Here is a 14466-nt window from a genome sequence, read left to right as displayed (position 1 = left end):
GTGGGACCCCTCAGCAATTCGCCTGGTCGCATTGATCGAAAACGAAGTTGATGCGTCGCCGATCGGCTCGCCGGGCGAAGGTGTTGTCGTTCATCAGGTCGTTGGACGCCGGATCGGAGACCCAGAAGTCCGGGTTGGTGTCGGGGTCGTAGACCGAGTCCATGCCGCGGCAGTCGCTGGCGACTCCGCCGAGGTTGCCGACGTCAGCGACGCAGGCGTCCCGGCTCTTGTAGACGTTGGGAACGTCGGGGGTCTGGAAGTAGCCACCGTTGCAGCAGTATTCGTCGGCCAGCTCGAAAGCGGAGTGGCCGGTCTCGTGGATGAACACCCCGGTCTCGCCGGCCTCGGCGCTCTGCACCCGGTTGAAGGCGCATTCCCGCAAGGTGTTCCTGTCGCCGGGCGGCGGAGTCGCGGGATGCAGGATCGAGCGGACGTGGGCGAACCCGTAGTCGGTGCCGAGGTTGGCCGGCATCTGGTGCTGGCAGGTGTCGTCGACGCCGTCGCCGCCCTGCAGATCCCGGAAGCCGCCCGTGGCGGCACCGTCGAGGGCAATATAGACGTTGACGGCGCGCTGGTTCTCCAGGAGGAGTTGCTCTCGCATCAGCTCGGCGACGGCCGCGTGGGCATGGTTGACGAAGTTGACGTCCTTCGGCCCGCTGTAGACCGGATAGGTCAGCAAGGTGGTGTTCGCCGGGTTGTTCGGTTGACTCCGGACGTTGGTGGTCGCCGGGAACAGCACGACGTCGAGCGCCCGCTCCCGGGGAGCCGTCAGCAGCACCGGCACGGCGCGTCCCTGCGGTGGGTCCCCGACCTGCACCGTGTGCCATCCGGAGTCGACGGCTTCGAGCCTGTCGATCGCGAGGCAGCTGTAGGAGAAGGTCGAGCCGGCCGCGCCGACGGTGCGCGTGGCGCTCAGCGTCGTCTGGCGTCCCGAGCCACCGATCTTCTGTCGGGTCGCACCGCCGTCGGTCGAGAAGAAGACGTCCAACTGGTCGGAGATCAGCGGAGGCAGGCCGGCGCCGTCGGGCTGGTCGCCGAACGCCTCGGCGGTGATGGTGACGGTATCGCCGGGCTGCGGCCACAGTGGAGAGTGCAGGCACCTGACGTGCCGTCCGGGCGCCTGCGGCGGTTCGTTGACCTCGACCATGAGGGTGATGTCGCCGACGTCGCCGTCGTCCGCGTTGCCGTTGGTCCTGACCTCGGCCCCGCACGGTCCGCTGACGTCACCGGTGAAGTAACAGCGGGAGTCCTCCGGATGCAGGTCGATCGAGAAGTTCACCGCCCGGTCAGCATCGTTGTTCGTGAGGTCGATCTGGTTGTCCCGGAAATTCAGGCCGTCGTCCTCGTCGAATATCTCGATCTTCACGTCGGTGGTCGCCTCGCTGTGGTCGACCGTTTCGGTCGCCTTCCAGTCCGGCGTGATAATCGATTTATCTTCGATCTCCCCGAAATCGGTCGAGGCGCCCGCGATGGTCGTGCGGCCGTAGAAATCGGCTTCCGACGTCAGGTCGATCGGGCCGCCGTCACAGCATTCCGCCACTCTGACAATCGTGACGGTCACGCTCAACGGCAGCGCCTGCGCGGGTGCGGCCCAGGCCACCAGGCACGTCGCGGCCACGGCGACGGCCACGAGCCCCGCGCGTATTCGCCGAAGCGCAAGCCGTCTCGCATTTCGGTTTCCTGCCAAGCTCATTTACGTACACCTCTTTTCGAGATTCGAAAGAGCATTTCCTCAAAGATGGTTGCGGCGTTTCGAAGGCGCCGTCAAGGCGACGTTCAGCCGACGTCGAAGTCGGATCAACGACTCGCGGACGCAATTCTTCACCCGAAAGAACGAAATTGCGATTGTCCAGCGAATGGCGTGTATCAAACGGCGTGCAAGTCCGTCCGTGTCGCTCCGGTCGTGCTTATCGCAGCAGGCGCTCCAGCGCGGCCTCGGAGGGGGAACCGGGCTCCGTGCCGTACACGTAGAGGATCTGGTCGTCGGTGCCGGAGACGGGGAACGCCTCGTACGACACCGTGATGTCGCCGACGACCGGGTGGCGGTAACGCTTGGAACCGCGGCGGTGCTGGACCACGTCGTGCTCCGGCCACCACGCGGCGAACTCCGGCGACGCGGCGGTGAGCTCCTCGACCAGTTCGGCCAGCCGCTCGTCGTCCGGGAAGCGGCCGGCCTGCCGGCGCAACGACGCCACGTTGTCGCGGGCCACCAGGTCCCAGTCCACATAGCGTTCGCGCGCGAGCGGGTCGAGGAACACCCAGCGAGCGTGGTTGCGCTCGCGCGCCGGGCGGGCGTCGAAGTCGACGAGGAGCCGCCGCGCCGCCTCGTTCGTACCCACGATGGCGAGGCAGCGGCCCAGGATGAACGCCGGCGTGCGGATCGCGTCGAGCACCCACCGCAGCTCGGGACGCGGCTCGTCGCCGCTGTCGACCGTCTCCTCGTGCGGGCCGTGGGCCAGGGTGACCAGGTGGGCGCATTCGTCGTCGCTCAGCCGCAGCGCCTGCCCGACCCTGCGCAGGATGTCGTGCGACGGCGTGACGCGGCCCTGCTCGAGTCGCGTGTAGTAGTCGACGCTCACCGCGACGATCTGGGCCACCTCTTCGCGGCGCAGCCCGGCGACGCGCCGACGCCCGTTGCCGTCCGGAATCCCGACCTGTTCCGGCGTCAGCCGCGCCCGCCGAGCCCGCAGAAATTCACGCAAAGCCTCATTTGCGGGCATTTCGCCATTGTACGCGGATCGCTGGGTGGGTCTGCTGAACCCATGGCAACGCCGACCCTGCCCGCCGCACAGCTCGCGTGTTTGCGTGGAAGAGCCCCCCGGCACACGGAGAGGAGCCGTGGAGATGCAGGAGATGAAAGCCGCCGTCGTGCCCGAGGTGAACGCGCCGTGGGAGCTGCGGGACGTTCCGATGCCGTCCGCCGGGCCGCACCAGGTGCTGGTCAAGATCCACGCTTGCGGCCTGTGCTACACCGACGCGCTGATGGCCCGGGGTGTGCTGTCGTACCGGCCGTTCCCGCTGGTGCTGGGGCACGAAGGCGTCGGGGAGGTCGTGGCCGTCGGGCCGGGCGTCACCGAGCGCAAGGTGGGTGACCGGGTCGGCCTGCCGATCATGCAGAAGCCGTGCGGCCGCTGCGCTTTCTGCCGCGAGCACCATCCGTACAGCTTCGTCACCGCCAACAACTGCGAGAACCCCGTGCTGACCGGCGTCAACGTCGACGGCGGGCAGGCGGAGTACATCGCCGCGGACGAGTCCGGGACCGTGCTGCTGCCCGACGCCATCCCGTACGAGCTGGCCGCCCCCACGGTGTGCGCCGGCTACACCGTCTGGGCCGCGCTGCGCCGCGCCGACCCGAAACCGGACGCGCGCGTCGCCGTCGGCGGTATCGGTGGAGTCGGGCACCTCGGAGTGCAGTTCGCCAAGGCGGCCGGATACCACACCATCGCGATCACCCACTCGCCCGAGAAGCACGACCTCGCACGCGAGCTCGGCGCCGACGACGTGGTCGCGAACGGGGACGAGCTCAAGGCCGCCGGCGGCGCGGACGTCCTGCTGCACACCTCGCCGCGGCACGAGACCGCGGTCGACGCCATCTCGGGCCTGCGCCCGTGGGCGAAGATCGTCCTGATGGGCATCTCGGCCGACGACGCCTTCCCGCTGCCGGCCCTGGCGGTGACGAGCCACAGCTACCAGGTCGTCGGCTCGGCCCACAACAGCCCGGAGTACCTGGCCGAGGCGTTGGAGATCGTCGCGCGCGGCGACGTCAAGCCCATGGTCGACGTCTTCCCGAAGGAGAAGGTCAACGAGGGCTACCAACGGCTGGTCAACGGCGAGCTCCGCTTCCGCGGCGTCGTGACCTACTGACCCGCGAGGCTCAACGACAGGTGCCCCGGCCACTGTCCGCGGCGGCCGGGGTGACAGGGACGAACTCCCACTCGTATGCGTCGGCACCCAACGTGAGGCGCAGGACGCCCGGTGTGCCGCTGCGCCGGACCTCGCTGTTGGCCGCTGGTTCCCGGAAGCCGTACGGGCCTCCGCCACCGGTGCCGACGACGAACTGCCTGACGCCGCGCCGGTCGTCCCGGGCACCGGCCGGCGTCTGGGGCGCGAACCGCTCGTACTGGTGGTTGTGACCGGTGAGCAGGGCCTCGACGCCGGCGTCGTACAGGGCCCGGAAGAGGGGACGCACCTCGGGGGTGGGGCCGTGCGCGGCGCTCGAGGTGAACAGCGGATGGTGCCACATCGCGACGGTGCACCGCGTGCGGCGCGCGGCGGCCGCGAGATCGGCGCGCAGCCAGCGCTCCTGCGGCGATCCGGCCCGGCAGCCACCCTGGACCGCGTCGCAGTTGCTGTTGAGGACGACGACGTGCCAGGAGCCGGCGTCGTACGAGTACCAGCCCTCGCCCGGCCGACCCGCCGCGGCGCCGAAGTAGTCGAAGTAGCCCCGGGCGTCCGGGGTGTTGTACTCGTGGTTGCCGATCACCGGGTGGGTGCGGCCGCGGTGGCGCCCCCAGGTCGGCCCGTAACAGTCGGCGAACTCCTGCGGTGTGCCGTTGTTGTACGCGTTGTCGCCGAGGGTGAACACCTCACCGGGAATGGTGTCGAGCAACGCGGCGGTGCGGGTGTCGTCGGTGCTGGCACAGGAGGCGATGTCACCGGCGCCCACCAGCACCACGACGGCATCGCCCGCTGCGGGTGTGGACGACGTCGACGCCGGCGCGGAGGATGCGGACGGACCTGCCTGCTGCGCAGGGTCCGCCGCGCAACCGGAGAGGACCAGCAACACGACCGCTGCGGCCGCCCGGATCGTCACCACCCAGGTAGAACATCACATATGCCCGCGGCCGGCCACCCATCCCCGTCGGAGCGGTCCGCGCCGAAAGGCTGGCGCCGCGAGAAAGGTCCGTGGACCGGTGAACCGATCGGCGCGGGAACGCAACAGAGATGCGATGGACGACGACGAGCTGATCGCTGCCGTGGCCGGCGGCGACGACGCCGCGCTGCGGGTGCTGTTCACGCGGCACGCGCCGTGGTTGGCCGCCCGGTTGCGGGCGGTGCTGCCGGCGGCGGACGTCGAGGACGTGTTGCAGGAGACGTTCCTCGCCGTCTGGCGGGGCGCCGCCGGCTACCGGCACGACAACGCCGGTGGCTGGTTGTGGGGCATCGCCCGTCGCCAGGCGGCATTGTGGCTCCGCCGCCGCCGCAACCCCGAACAGCTGCTGTCAGCTCTCGCAATGGCCGGCGACACAGAGCCGCACGACCCCGGCCGGGACGGTGAAGAGCCGGGCGTACCACGTCCGCCGGCTGATGCGGGCCGCCCTCGGCCGATCCGAGCCGCTGTCCGGGGAGGTGGGCGATGAGCGGGGTCGATGACATACCGGGCGACGTCGACCTGGATCGGGTCTGGATCGGTGTGGCCACACAGGTGTGGGGTCGCCGGCCTGGACCGGTCGAGCGAGCCGCACGCACGGTGCTGCGCTCCCCCGGTCTGGCGCGGGCGCTCGTGACGACGCCGTCGCTGCTGCTCGGGTGGGTGGTCGCGACCGCCGTGGTGCTGCTCGCCGGGATGCTGGCCACGCGCGGGACCGGGACGCCGTTCGTGGCCCTGTGCGCGCCCGGCGTCGCCGCGGCTGGCATCGCGTACGCCTACGGGCCCGGTGTCGACCCTGCCTGGGAGCTTTCCCGCAGCGTGGCCGTAAGCGACCGGATGGTGCTGTTGGTCCGGGCACTCGCGGTGTTCGGTCTGAACGCGGCACTCGGGTTGGCCGCCTCGGCCGCGTCGGGGACGGCGACGACGGTGACGGTCGGCTGGCTGGTCCCGATGACGGCGGTGTGCGGGTTGGCCCTGGCCGCCGCGACCGTCGCCCGCTCAGCCAATGTCGGTGTGGCGGCGGGCCTGGCCGGCTGGACGATCACTGTCCTGTCCGGACAGGTCGCCGCGGGACGGCTCACCGCCGCCGTCACCGACACCACCCTTCGGCTTCCCTACCTGACGTTCGCCGCGGGTTGCGCGCTGATCGTCGGCTACGCGACCCGGATATCGAGAGGAACTTCATGAACGTCGAGCTCGGCGACGTGACCCGACGGTTCGGCCGCACCCAGGCGGTCGACGGCGTGAGCCTGGAGATCGGCACCGGGGTGTTCGGACTGCTCGGCCCCAACGGAGCCGGAAAGACCTCGCTGTTGCGGATGATGGCGACCGTTGTCCCGCCGTCGTCGGGCCGGATCCGCCTGCTGGGCGCTGATCCGGGCGCCTACGGACCACGACGGCAGATCAGACGCGGGCTCGGGTACGTGCCGCAGAACCTGGGCTTCTACCCGCGCTTCACGGTCCTGGAGTTCGTCGAGTACTTCGCGCTCCTCAAGGAGGTGCCGACCGCACGGGTGCCGCGCGCGGTGGCCGCCGCGGTCGAGCGGGTGGGTCTGGGCGACAAGGCGACGGCGAAGCTGCGTACCCTCTCGGGCGGGATGCTGCGCCGCGTCGGCATCGCGCAGGCGATCGTCAACGAGCCCGACCTGCTGCTGCTGGACGAGCCGACGGCGGGGCTGGATCCCGAGCAGCGGGTGGCGTTCCGTGCGCTGCTGCGTGAACTCGGTGAGCGGGCCACCGTGGTCGTCAGCACGCACCTGGTCGAGGACGTCGGAGCCGCCTGCACGCGCGTGGCGCTGATGGACCAGGGCAGGATCGCGTTCGACGGCACACCGGACGAGTTGACGGCCCGCGGCGCCGGAACGTCCGCGGCCGGCGACGCCCCGTTGGAGCGTGGCTACAGCGCCGTGCTGGCGGAGGTGCGGTCGTGACCGCGGCGGGCCGGCTGCTGCGGCTGGAGCTGCGCAACAACGTGATGCTGTGGCTGCTGCCGGTGGCTGGCCCGCTGTTCTGGTTCGTGACCTTCCGCCCGGGATTGGCCTACCCACCGATGTGGAATCTGCGTGCCACGGCCATGCAGACCTCGTCGCTGGCCGTCTTCGTCCCGCTGGTGGTCGGTGCCGCCGCCTGGTCCGGATCGAGGGAAGGCCGGCACGGTGTCACCGAGCTGCTGGCCGGCAACGCCCGCGCTCGGTGGGCGCGCCAGTTCGGCACGTGGGCGGCGACCACCTGTTGGGCGATCATCGCCTATCTGACCTGCGTCGGCGTCCTGTACGCGGTCACCGCCGGCACGGCCGCGTGGGGTGGGCCGTTGTGGTGGCCGGTCGCGGTGGGCGCGGCCAGCCTGCCCGCCTTCGCGGCCCTCGGATTCACCGCCGGTGCGCTGCGCCCGAGCCGGTTCACTCCCGCGGTGGTCGCGATCGCCGCCTTTCTCGCGCTGGAGATCAGCGCGAACTTCATCCAGGGCTTCGACTCGCACTGGCAGGTCTCACCCCTGGTCGCCAATCCCTGGTCACTGGGCGCCGACGAGGGCATCGCGACGTTCTACCGCTACCTACCCGACCTCGCGATCGCCCAGATCCTCTTCCTCGCCGGCCTCACCGCGGCGCTGATGGGCCTGCTCGGACTGCCCGCGGGCGCCGGCGGGTCGTGGCTTCGTCGCTCCGCGACGGCCCTGACCATCGTCGGTGCCCTCTGCGCCGGCACCGCCGTCGCACTGGCCGGAACCGGCCACCTCGACAAGAACGGCATGATCGCCATCCCGACGCTCCACAACAGCGCATACGACCGCCCGGTGCCGTATACACCGGTGTGCAGCCAGACTCCGATCCCCGTCTGCGTGCACCCGGCATACAGCCGCTACCTGCCCGCGGTGGTGGATGGGCTTGCGCCGGTGCTGACCGAGGTGGTGGGCCTGCCCGGTGCGCCGGTGCGGGTCGACCAGGTCGCCGCGGCCTATGAGCAGGGATCGGACAACGACGCGGGAATCGCTCGGTCCGGCGCGGCGATCAGTGGCACACCACCCGTGTTCAACGTGCTGCTGCCCACCCAGATGGCGCACCGGTTGAGCGCCGAAGAGCTCACCGGGGAGGTACGCGTGGGGATGGCCCGTGACCTCGTCCAGAACCTCACCGGCGGAGGCCGCGGCGCGGACGACGCGCAGGAGGCGGTCACGGAGGCGATGGCCCGCACCTCGACCCTGCCGCCGGGGAGTCCCGTCGCCGAGGCCGCGCGGCGGTTCACGGCGCTGCCGGCCGCCACCCGCCATGCCTGGCTCATGGCGCACCTCCCCGCGCTGCGGGCCGGTCAGCTCACCTTGGCGGAGCTGCCGTGACCGTCCTGTCCGGCCGCTCGCGGCTGGTGACACTGCATCTCGCCAGCCGGCGCGTACCGGTGGCTGTGGCGGTGCTGTTGACCTGCGCCCTCGTGTTGCGGATCGCGCTGCACCGCACCTGGGACGCCTATGGTGCACTCCAGCTCCCGCTCTTCTTCGAGACCGGCTGTGCCGTCGTCATCGCGGCCACGACCGCGAGCCCGTTCGGCGAGCCGGAACGTGCGACCGGCCGATGGCTGCCGCTCCTGCGGCTCGGGACCGTGCTGGCCCTGACCGCGATCGCCGTCGGCGCGTTGACGGCACTCACCACCGGCGCTCACCTGGCCGGCGGTTCGCTCGGCGTCCTGCGCAACACGGTCGGGTCGACCGGCATCGGCCTGCTGTGCGCGGTCGCGTTCGGCGGCTCACTGGCGTGGACCGGCCCTACCGCCTACCTCGTCGCCGGCGTATACGCCCTGTACACGCAATGGCACGGCCCGGCGCTGACGACACCCGTGCTGTGGCCGGCCCGCCCCTCCTCCGACGTCAAGGCCGCGGTGTGTGCCGGTCTGGTCTTCGTCGCCGGCGCCGTGCTCGTCATGGTGCGAGGATCGCGCGATTCCTTGACACGAGCCTGATCCGGTCAGTCGGTGACGGCGAGACCGCACTCGTATCCGAGGATGACCGCCTGGACGCGGTCGCGCAGGTCCAGTTTGGACAACACGCGGCCGAGGTGCGTCTTGACCGTGCTCTCGGACAGGACCAGGGTCGTGGCGATCTCGGCGTTGGACAGGCCTCGGGTGACCAGGGTCAGCACCTCCCGCTCGCGGCTCGTCAGGGCGGCGAGCCGTCCGTCGGCCACGGGCGGGGCGGGTGTGCGGCTCACATAGTGGGCGATCAGGCGCCTGGTGACGCTCGGGGCCGCGACCGACTCGCCCGCGGCCACGACTCGCACCGCCGAGACCAGGTCGGCGGCCAGAGCGTCCTTGAGCAGGAAGCCGCTGGCCCCCGCGCGCAGCCCCGCGAGGACGTACTCGTCGAGGTCGAACGTGGTCAGGATGATGACCTTGGCGGGATGCTGGCCGGAGCGGATGCGGCGCGTCGTCTCGATGCCGTCGAGGCCGGGCATGCGCACGTCCATCAACACGATGTCGGGGCGGGTCAGCGCCACCACGCCCAGTGCGCTCGACCCGTCCGCGGCCTCGCCGACGACCTCGATGTCGTCGGTCTCGTCGAGGACGAGCCGGAAGCCCGTGCGGACCAGCGTCTGGTCGTCGACCACGACCACCCTGATGGTCATCGGCCCACCGCGAGCGGGAGGGTCGCCGCCAGCCGGTATCCGCCGTCGGGCGCCACTCCCGTCTCCAGCGCACCGCCGAGCATGGCGGCCCGTTCGGCGATGCCGCGCAGGCCGTTGCCGCAGTCGTCGGCGCCCTCGGCCGGGCCGCGGCCGTCGTCGGACACCTCGACCAGGAGCGACTCGGGATCGAACTCGAGTCGTACCCGTGCGCTCGCGCCCTCGCCCGCGTGCTTGAGGGTGTTGGTCAGGGCCTCCTGCACGATGCGGTACGCGGACAGGTCCACGACCGGAGGGACGACGGCGGGCGCCCCTTCGATGTGCAGGTCGATCGCCATTCCCGCTGAGCGCAGCTGTTCGACCAGGTCGGGTATCGCGCCGATCCCCGGCAGTGGCGTGAGCCGGGCGGCGTCGGTCTGTCCGGCGGCCAGCAGCAGCCGCATCTCGGCCAGCGACGAGCGCCCGATCTCGATGACATGTCGCAGGGCCGTGGCGGTGCGGTCCGGGTGCCGGTCCAGGGCCGCGGCGGCGCCCTGTGCCTGCACGACCATGACCGACATGCCGTGGGCCACCACGTCGTGCAGTTCGCGGGTGATGCGGGCACGCTCGGCGGCCACGGCGAGCGCGGCCCGCTGGCGTTCCTCCCGGGCCAGGTCGGCGGCGCGCTGTTCGACGGCGGCCAGGTGCGCGCGACGGCTGCGCATGCCGTCACCGACGGCGTACGCGGCGACCAGGAGCAACCACATCTCCAGCACGCTCTGGCCGGTGTCGACCAGCGCCTCGACGGGGATCCGCGTGAACATCACCGTCCTGGTCCGGGTCACCCGAGTCTCGTCGACGACCGGGGCGACCTGGGCCTCCTTCTCCGCGAAGGCCTTCTTCTGGTCGTGCGCGAGGTCGAGCCGGCTGCCGAGCATCGCGAGGTAGGTCAGGATCATCGTCAGACCGAGCGCGGCCAGCACGAAGCGCCGCCTGAGCGCCACGGTGGCGAGCGTGTACAGCACCAGCGGGAGCGCCAGGTCGAGCAGCTGGAACTTGGTGTGCAGCAGCAGATGACCACACGTCCCCGCACCCGTGAGGACGAGCGCGACGGCGGCGTTCTGCCGCCTGACCGCCACACCGGCGACCGCCAGCGCGGCGAACACCCACCAGAGACGGTCGAGGGGCAGGCCGGAGCGCTCCAGCAGGCTGCTCGTGTCGTCGGGCTTCTGCTCGGCCAGCAGCCCCTTCACCAGCCCGGGTCCAAGGGTCACGGCCAGCAGCGCCAGCGCGAGGGCGGCGTCGTTGAGCAGGTGGCGTGGCACGGACCTGGGCACGGCTCCATCGTAGGAACGGCCGGCCCCGATGCCGTCAGACCCAGGTACTACATCGACGGCCGAGACGGGACCGCGGTCGGACGAACTCGCCTCTCCGGGCGGCCACGCTGTGGCCATGACGCGAACGAAGTCCACAGTGCTCATCGCGATGCTCCTCGCGGCCGGGCTCGCCGGCTGCGAGGCCGGTCCGGCGTCCGGCGGCACGCCGTCGGCCACGCCGTCCGTGAGCCGGCAGCAGCTGTTGTCCCTCGGCCAGGAATGGGTCCAGTGCATGCGCGACAAGGGTTTGCCACGGATGCCGGACGCGCAGCTCACCGAGGACGGGTACCTCAGCTTCCCGCCGGCGGACGGCTACAACTGGAAAGAGGACGGGGCGAACCATCCGGACATCATCGAGGCGTGCAAGCCGATCGAGGACCGATATCCGCCGAACGCGTTCCGTCCCAAGCAGCAACTCTCGGCCGATGATCTCCGCAAACTCCGCGAGTACGCCGAATGCCTCCGCACCCACGGCCTTCCGGCGTGGCCGGACCCGGACTCCGACGGCACGTTCGACCTTTCGGAGACCACGCTGGCCGACGGTGCTCCCAGGGATGCGATGGACAGGGCGACCGAGGCGTGCCGGAGCATCTGGAGCGGCAGTGTGAAGATCCGCGACGGTTCCGGCGGAGGAAAGAAGTGAGCCGACGGCGCGGTGCCGGGACGTTCGTGGCCGTGGCGGTGGCCGCGTCGCTGGCCGTCGGCGTCGCGTACGCGGCAGGGTCAGAACCGACGACCACGGGCACGCCGACGACCGAGATTCCCACCGGGACCGCCACGGTCACCCGGGGCACGCTGACCCAGAGCATCCAGGTCGACGGAACGCTCTCCTACACCGGGACCTACCAGGTGGGCTACCAGGGCATCCCGGGAGTGCTCACGGCCGGAGCCGCGCCGGGTCGCACGATCGGCCGCGGTGGCATCCTCTACCGGGTCTCCGACGCGCCCGTGCGACTGCTGCTCGGCGGGGTGCCCGTCTACCGGGACTTCCGGTCCGGCATGAGCGACGGTCCCGACGTACGGCAGCTCGAGGCGAATCTGGTCGCTCTGGGTTTCGACCCGGACCACCGGATGACCGTCGATCGGCATTTCAGCGCCGCCACCGCCGCGGCGATCAGGCGCTGGGAGGGCTCCTGGGGGCGCAGGTCGTGGGAGCGCACGGGCCGGCTCAGCCAGGCGCAGATCGTCTTCCTGCCGGCACCGCTGCGGGTGACGACGCTCCAGGCCCAGGTCGGCGCAACGGTGGGACCCGGCACGACGGTGCTCGCCGGCACCTCGACGAACCGCGCCGTCGTCGCCCACGTGGACACCGACGCCCGCGGCCGGGTACGCGTCGGTGACGAGGTGCGCGTCTCGCTGCCGGACACCGACCCGATCCCCGGGCGGGTGACCGCGGTCGGCCAGGTCGCGGCGGCCGGGTCCGACAACGAGCCCGACGGTCCTGCGCAGCAGCCGAATCCGGACACCGCCACCGTCCCGGTCACCGTCTCCGTTCGCGTGCCCCGCGGCTTCACCTTGGACGAGGCGCCGGTGACGGTGGAGATCACGACGAGCTCGCGGCCCGACGTGCTGCTCCTGCCGATCGCCGCCCTGCTCGCCCGCCCGGGTGGCGGTTACCAGGTTCGGCTGGCCGGCGGCACGCCCGTGCGGGTCGAGCCCGGCAGCTTCGACGAGACGACCGGGCAGGTGGAGATCGCCGACGGTCTCACCGAAGGCCAGTCGGTGGAGGTGCCGGCCTCATGACCGCGGTCCTCGAGCTGATCGACGTGCGAAAGGTCTACCCGGGTCCGCCGCCGGTCGAGTCGCTGCGCGGGGTCACCGTCACCGTGCGCGGCGGCGAGCTCGTCGCCGTGCTCGGCCCGTCCGGATCCGGCAAGACGACCCTGCTCAACCTCGCCGCCGGGCTGGACCGTCCGTCCACCGGGTCGGTGCGGATCGCCGGTCACCCGGTCGAGAAGCTCCGCGACCGGCAGCTCTCCGGCGTACGCGCACACCAGCTGGGTGTGGTCTTCCAGCAGTTCGTCCTGCTGGATCGACTCACCGCCACCGAGAACGTGGCGACCGGGCTGATCTACCGGGGTGTACGCGCCGTCGAACGGCGGCGCGCGGCCCGGACCGCTCTGGAACGGGTCGGCCTGGCGCACCGCGCGGACTTCCCGGTCGCGCACCTGTCCGGCGGCGAACGGCAACGGGTCGCGATCGCCCGCGCCCTGGTCGGCCGGCCCGCGGTGGTGCTGGCCGACGAGCCGACCGGCAACCTCGACTCGGTCGCCGGCAAGGGTGTGATCGACCTGCTCCGGGAGCTCAACGCCGACGGCGTCACGATCGTGGTGATCACCCACGACGAGCAGGTCGCGGCGGCCATGACCCGCCGCGTCGAGCTGCGCGACGGCCTGGTCGTCCTGGACACGGGGAGCGCGTTGTGAAATCTCGCTTGCGGCTGGCCGACCTCCTGCCGGTCAGCACGGTGGGCCTGCGGTCGCGACCCGGCCGGGCGGCGCTGTCGGTGCTGGGCATCGCCATCGGCATCGCGGCCATGGTCGCGGTGCTCGGCGTGACCCGGTCCAGCCAGGCCGACGTGCTCGCGGAGATCGACCGGGTCGGCACCAACCTGCTCACCGTCGCCACCGGCAAGACCACCAGCGGTGCGGAAGCCTCGCTGCCGGTCACCGCCGGGGCGGGGGTGGCGCGCACCGACGGGGTGCTGTCCGCTGCCGCGACCGCGACGCTGCCGGTGCGGGTCTATCGCACCGACCGGATCCCCGGTGGACGCACCGGCGGCTTGTCGGTCCGGGTCGCCGACCCTGCCTTGCTCTCCACTTTGGATGGCAGGCTGCTGCACGGTCGTTTCCTGGATTCGGCGGTGAGCCGCTATCCGGCCGTCGTGCTCGGCAACTACGCGGCGACGGTGCTCGGCATCGCCGACGTCACCGACCGTCCGCAGGTCTACCTCGGAGGCCGTTGGTTCACGGTGGTCGGCGTGCTCGCGCCGGTCGACCTGGCCCCCGAGCTCGACACCGCGGCGCTCATCGGGGCCGGCGTGGCGACCACCGAGTTCGGCTACCAGGGCAGTCCGACGCGAATCTTCGTACGGGCCGAGACCGACCGCACCGACGAGGTCGCCGGCCTGCTGGCCCGGGCCGCTCACCCGGCGCATCCGGAGGAGGTCGCGGTGAGCCGGCCCTCTGAGGCGCTCACCGCCCGCCTCGCGGTGACCGGCGGAGCGACGGTCCTGCTGCTCGGCCTCGGCGCCGTGGCGCTGCTGGTCGGTGGCATCGGCGTCGCCAACGTGCTGGTCATCTCCGTGCTGGAACGGCGACGCGAGATCGGCCTGCGCCGAGCTCTGGGCGCCACCCGCGGCCACGTCGGCGCGCAGTTCCTGGTCGAGTCGGTGGTGCTCGGAGCCGCCGGAGGTGTCGCCGGGAGCGCGTTGGGCGCGGCGATCACCTTCGCGATGGCGACGGCACGGGGATGGCAGACGCTGGTGCCCGCGTACGCCGTCGCGGCGGGTCTGTTGGCCGCCGCGGTGATCGGGGGATGCGCGGGCCTGTATCCAGCCATGCGCGCGGCCCGCCTGTCGCCCACCGACGCGCTGCGCACACTGTGAAGGCGGTGCGACGCGATCGGCGCT

General features: G+C 71.5%; 15 protein-coding genes. 10 read left to right on the top strand and 5 right to left on the bottom strand.

Features of this window, described 5'->3' with window-relative positions:
* Positions 1-10: 10 nt before the first annotated feature.
* A complete protein-coding gene (locus AB0J88_RS07245) occupies positions 11-1630 on the bottom strand; it encodes a hypothetical protein (RefSeq protein WP_364355982.1) in 1620 nt (539 codons plus the stop codon).
* A gap of 277 nt (positions 1631-1907) precedes the next feature.
* Complete coding sequence (locus AB0J88_RS07240) at positions 1908-2720, bottom strand: helix-turn-helix transcriptional regulator (RefSeq protein ID WP_364355985.1); 813 nt, start codon at positions 2718-2720, stop codon at positions 1908-1910.
* 124 nt (positions 2721-2844) lie between these two features.
* Here AB0J88_RS07240 and AB0J88_RS07235 point away from each other — a divergent pair, with 124 nt between their 5' ends.
* Positions 2845-3864 (top strand): alcohol dehydrogenase catalytic domain-containing protein, encoded by a 1020-nt coding sequence (locus AB0J88_RS07235; protein WP_364355987.1) that lies wholly within the window; start codon positions 2845-2847, stop codon positions 3862-3864.
* 10 nt (positions 3865-3874) lie between these two features.
* On the opposite strand, the gene AB0J88_RS07230 is transcribed toward AB0J88_RS07235, so the two are convergent.
* Complete coding sequence (locus AB0J88_RS07230; protein ID WP_364355990.1) at positions 3875-4816, bottom strand: metallophosphoesterase; 942 nt, start codon at positions 4814-4816, stop codon at positions 3875-3877.
* A 133-nt stretch (positions 4817-4949) separates the two neighbouring features.
* Here AB0J88_RS07230 and AB0J88_RS07225 point away from each other — a divergent pair, with 133 nt between their 5' ends.
* Genes AB0J88_RS07225 through AB0J88_RS07205 form a run of 5 tightly spaced genes read left to right on the top strand, consistent with a single transcriptional unit; the run spans position 4950 to position 8821 of the window.
* Positions 4950-5360, top strand: a complete 411-nt coding sequence (locus AB0J88_RS07225; RefSeq protein ID WP_364355993.1) for a sigma factor — start codon at positions 4950-4952, stop codon at positions 5358-5360.
* Positions 5357-6058 carry a hypothetical protein gene (locus AB0J88_RS07220; RefSeq protein WP_364355996.1) on the top strand — a complete coding sequence of 234 codons (702 nt, stop codon included), beginning with the start codon at positions 5357-5359 and terminating at the stop codon, positions 6056-6058. Before AB0J88_RS07225 ends, AB0J88_RS07220 begins: the two co-directional genes overlap by 4 nt.
* Positions 6055-6801 carry an ATP-binding cassette domain-containing protein gene (locus AB0J88_RS07215; RefSeq protein WP_364355999.1) on the top strand — a complete coding sequence of 249 codons (747 nt, stop codon included), beginning with the start codon at positions 6055-6057 and terminating at the stop codon, positions 6799-6801. The genes AB0J88_RS07220 and AB0J88_RS07215 overlap by 4 nt, the downstream gene beginning before the upstream one ends.
* Complete coding sequence (locus AB0J88_RS07210; RefSeq protein WP_364356002.1) at positions 6798-8204, top strand: hypothetical protein; 1407 nt, start codon at positions 6798-6800, stop codon at positions 8202-8204. Before AB0J88_RS07215 ends, AB0J88_RS07210 begins: the two co-directional genes overlap by 4 nt.
* Positions 8201-8821: a hypothetical protein gene (locus AB0J88_RS07205; RefSeq protein WP_364356005.1), complete on the top strand. Its 621-nt coding sequence runs from the start codon at positions 8201-8203 to the stop codon at positions 8819-8821. The genes AB0J88_RS07210 and AB0J88_RS07205 overlap by 4 nt, the downstream gene beginning before the upstream one ends.
* A gap of 5 nt (positions 8822-8826) precedes the next feature.
* Here AB0J88_RS07205 and AB0J88_RS07200 read toward each other — a convergent pair whose 3' ends face one another.
* Entirely contained in the window at positions 8827-9483 is a 657-nt protein-coding gene (locus AB0J88_RS07200; protein ID WP_364356008.1) for a response regulator transcription factor, read from the bottom strand.
* Positions 9480-10796, bottom strand: a complete 1317-nt coding sequence (locus AB0J88_RS07195; protein WP_364356010.1) for a histidine kinase — start codon at positions 10794-10796, stop codon at positions 9480-9482. The genes AB0J88_RS07200 and AB0J88_RS07195 overlap by 4 nt, the downstream gene beginning before the upstream one ends.
* A 115-nt stretch (positions 10797-10911) precedes the next feature.
* Here AB0J88_RS07195 and AB0J88_RS07190 point away from each other — a divergent pair, with 115 nt between their 5' ends.
* From AB0J88_RS07190 to AB0J88_RS07175, 4 genes are read left to right on the top strand one after another with little or no spacing between them, the layout of a single operon-like run.
* A complete protein-coding gene (locus tag AB0J88_RS07190) occupies positions 10912-11478 on the top strand; it encodes a hypothetical protein (protein WP_364356013.1) in 567 nt (188 codons plus the stop codon).
* Entirely contained in the window at positions 11475-12578 is a 1104-nt protein-coding gene (locus tag AB0J88_RS07185) for a peptidoglycan-binding protein (protein ID WP_364356016.1), read from the top strand. Before AB0J88_RS07190 ends, AB0J88_RS07185 begins: the two co-directional genes overlap by 4 nt.
* Positions 12575-13261, top strand: a complete 687-nt coding sequence (locus AB0J88_RS07180; RefSeq protein ID WP_364356019.1) for an ABC transporter ATP-binding protein — start codon at positions 12575-12577, stop codon at positions 13259-13261. The genes AB0J88_RS07185 and AB0J88_RS07180 overlap by 4 nt, the downstream gene beginning before the upstream one ends.
* Positions 13258-14442 carry an ABC transporter permease gene (locus AB0J88_RS07175; protein ID WP_364356022.1) on the top strand — a complete coding sequence of 395 codons (1185 nt, stop codon included), beginning with the start codon at positions 13258-13260 and terminating at the stop codon, positions 14440-14442. Before AB0J88_RS07180 ends, AB0J88_RS07175 begins: the two co-directional genes overlap by 4 nt.
* The last annotated feature ends 24 nt before the right edge of the window (positions 14443-14466 follow it).

This window comes from Asanoa sp. NPDC049475, from assembly GCF_040676915.1.
GTDB lineage: Bacteria > Actinomycetota > Actinomycetes > Mycobacteriales > Micromonosporaceae > Asanoa.
The sequence above is the reverse complement of the archived record's forward strand: the minus strand, read 5'-3'. Positions and strand labels throughout refer to the sequence as shown.

Bases quoted from the DNA above. Each gene is read 5' to 3' on its own strand.
- AB0J88_RS07240 (WP_364355985.1), bottom strand. From the start codon at position 2,720: ATGCCCGCAAATGAGGCTTTGCGTGAATTTCTGCGGGCTCGGCGGGCG.
- AB0J88_RS07235 (WP_364355987.1), top strand. From the start codon at position 2,845: ATGCAGGAGATGAAAGCCGCCGTCGTGCCCGAGGTGAACGCGCCGTGG.
- AB0J88_RS07225 (WP_364355993.1), top strand. From the start codon at position 4,950: ATGGACGACGACGAGCTGATCGCTGCCGTGGCCGGCGGCGACGACGCC.
- AB0J88_RS07220 (WP_364355996.1), top strand. From the start codon at position 5,357: ATGAGCGGGGTCGATGACATACCGGGCGACGTCGACCTGGATCGGGTC.
- AB0J88_RS07215 (WP_364355999.1), top strand. From the start codon at position 6,055: ATGAACGTCGAGCTCGGCGACGTGACCCGACGGTTCGGCCGCACCCAG.
- AB0J88_RS07200 (WP_364356008.1), bottom strand. From the start codon at position 9,483: ATGACCATCAGGGTGGTCGTGGTCGACGACCAGACGCTGGTCCGCACG.
- AB0J88_RS07190 (WP_364356013.1), top strand. From the start codon at position 10,912: ATGACGCGAACGAAGTCCACAGTGCTCATCGCGATGCTCCTCGCGGCC.
- AB0J88_RS07180 (WP_364356019.1), top strand. From the start codon at position 12,575: ATGACCGCGGTCCTCGAGCTGATCGACGTGCGAAAGGTCTACCCGGGT.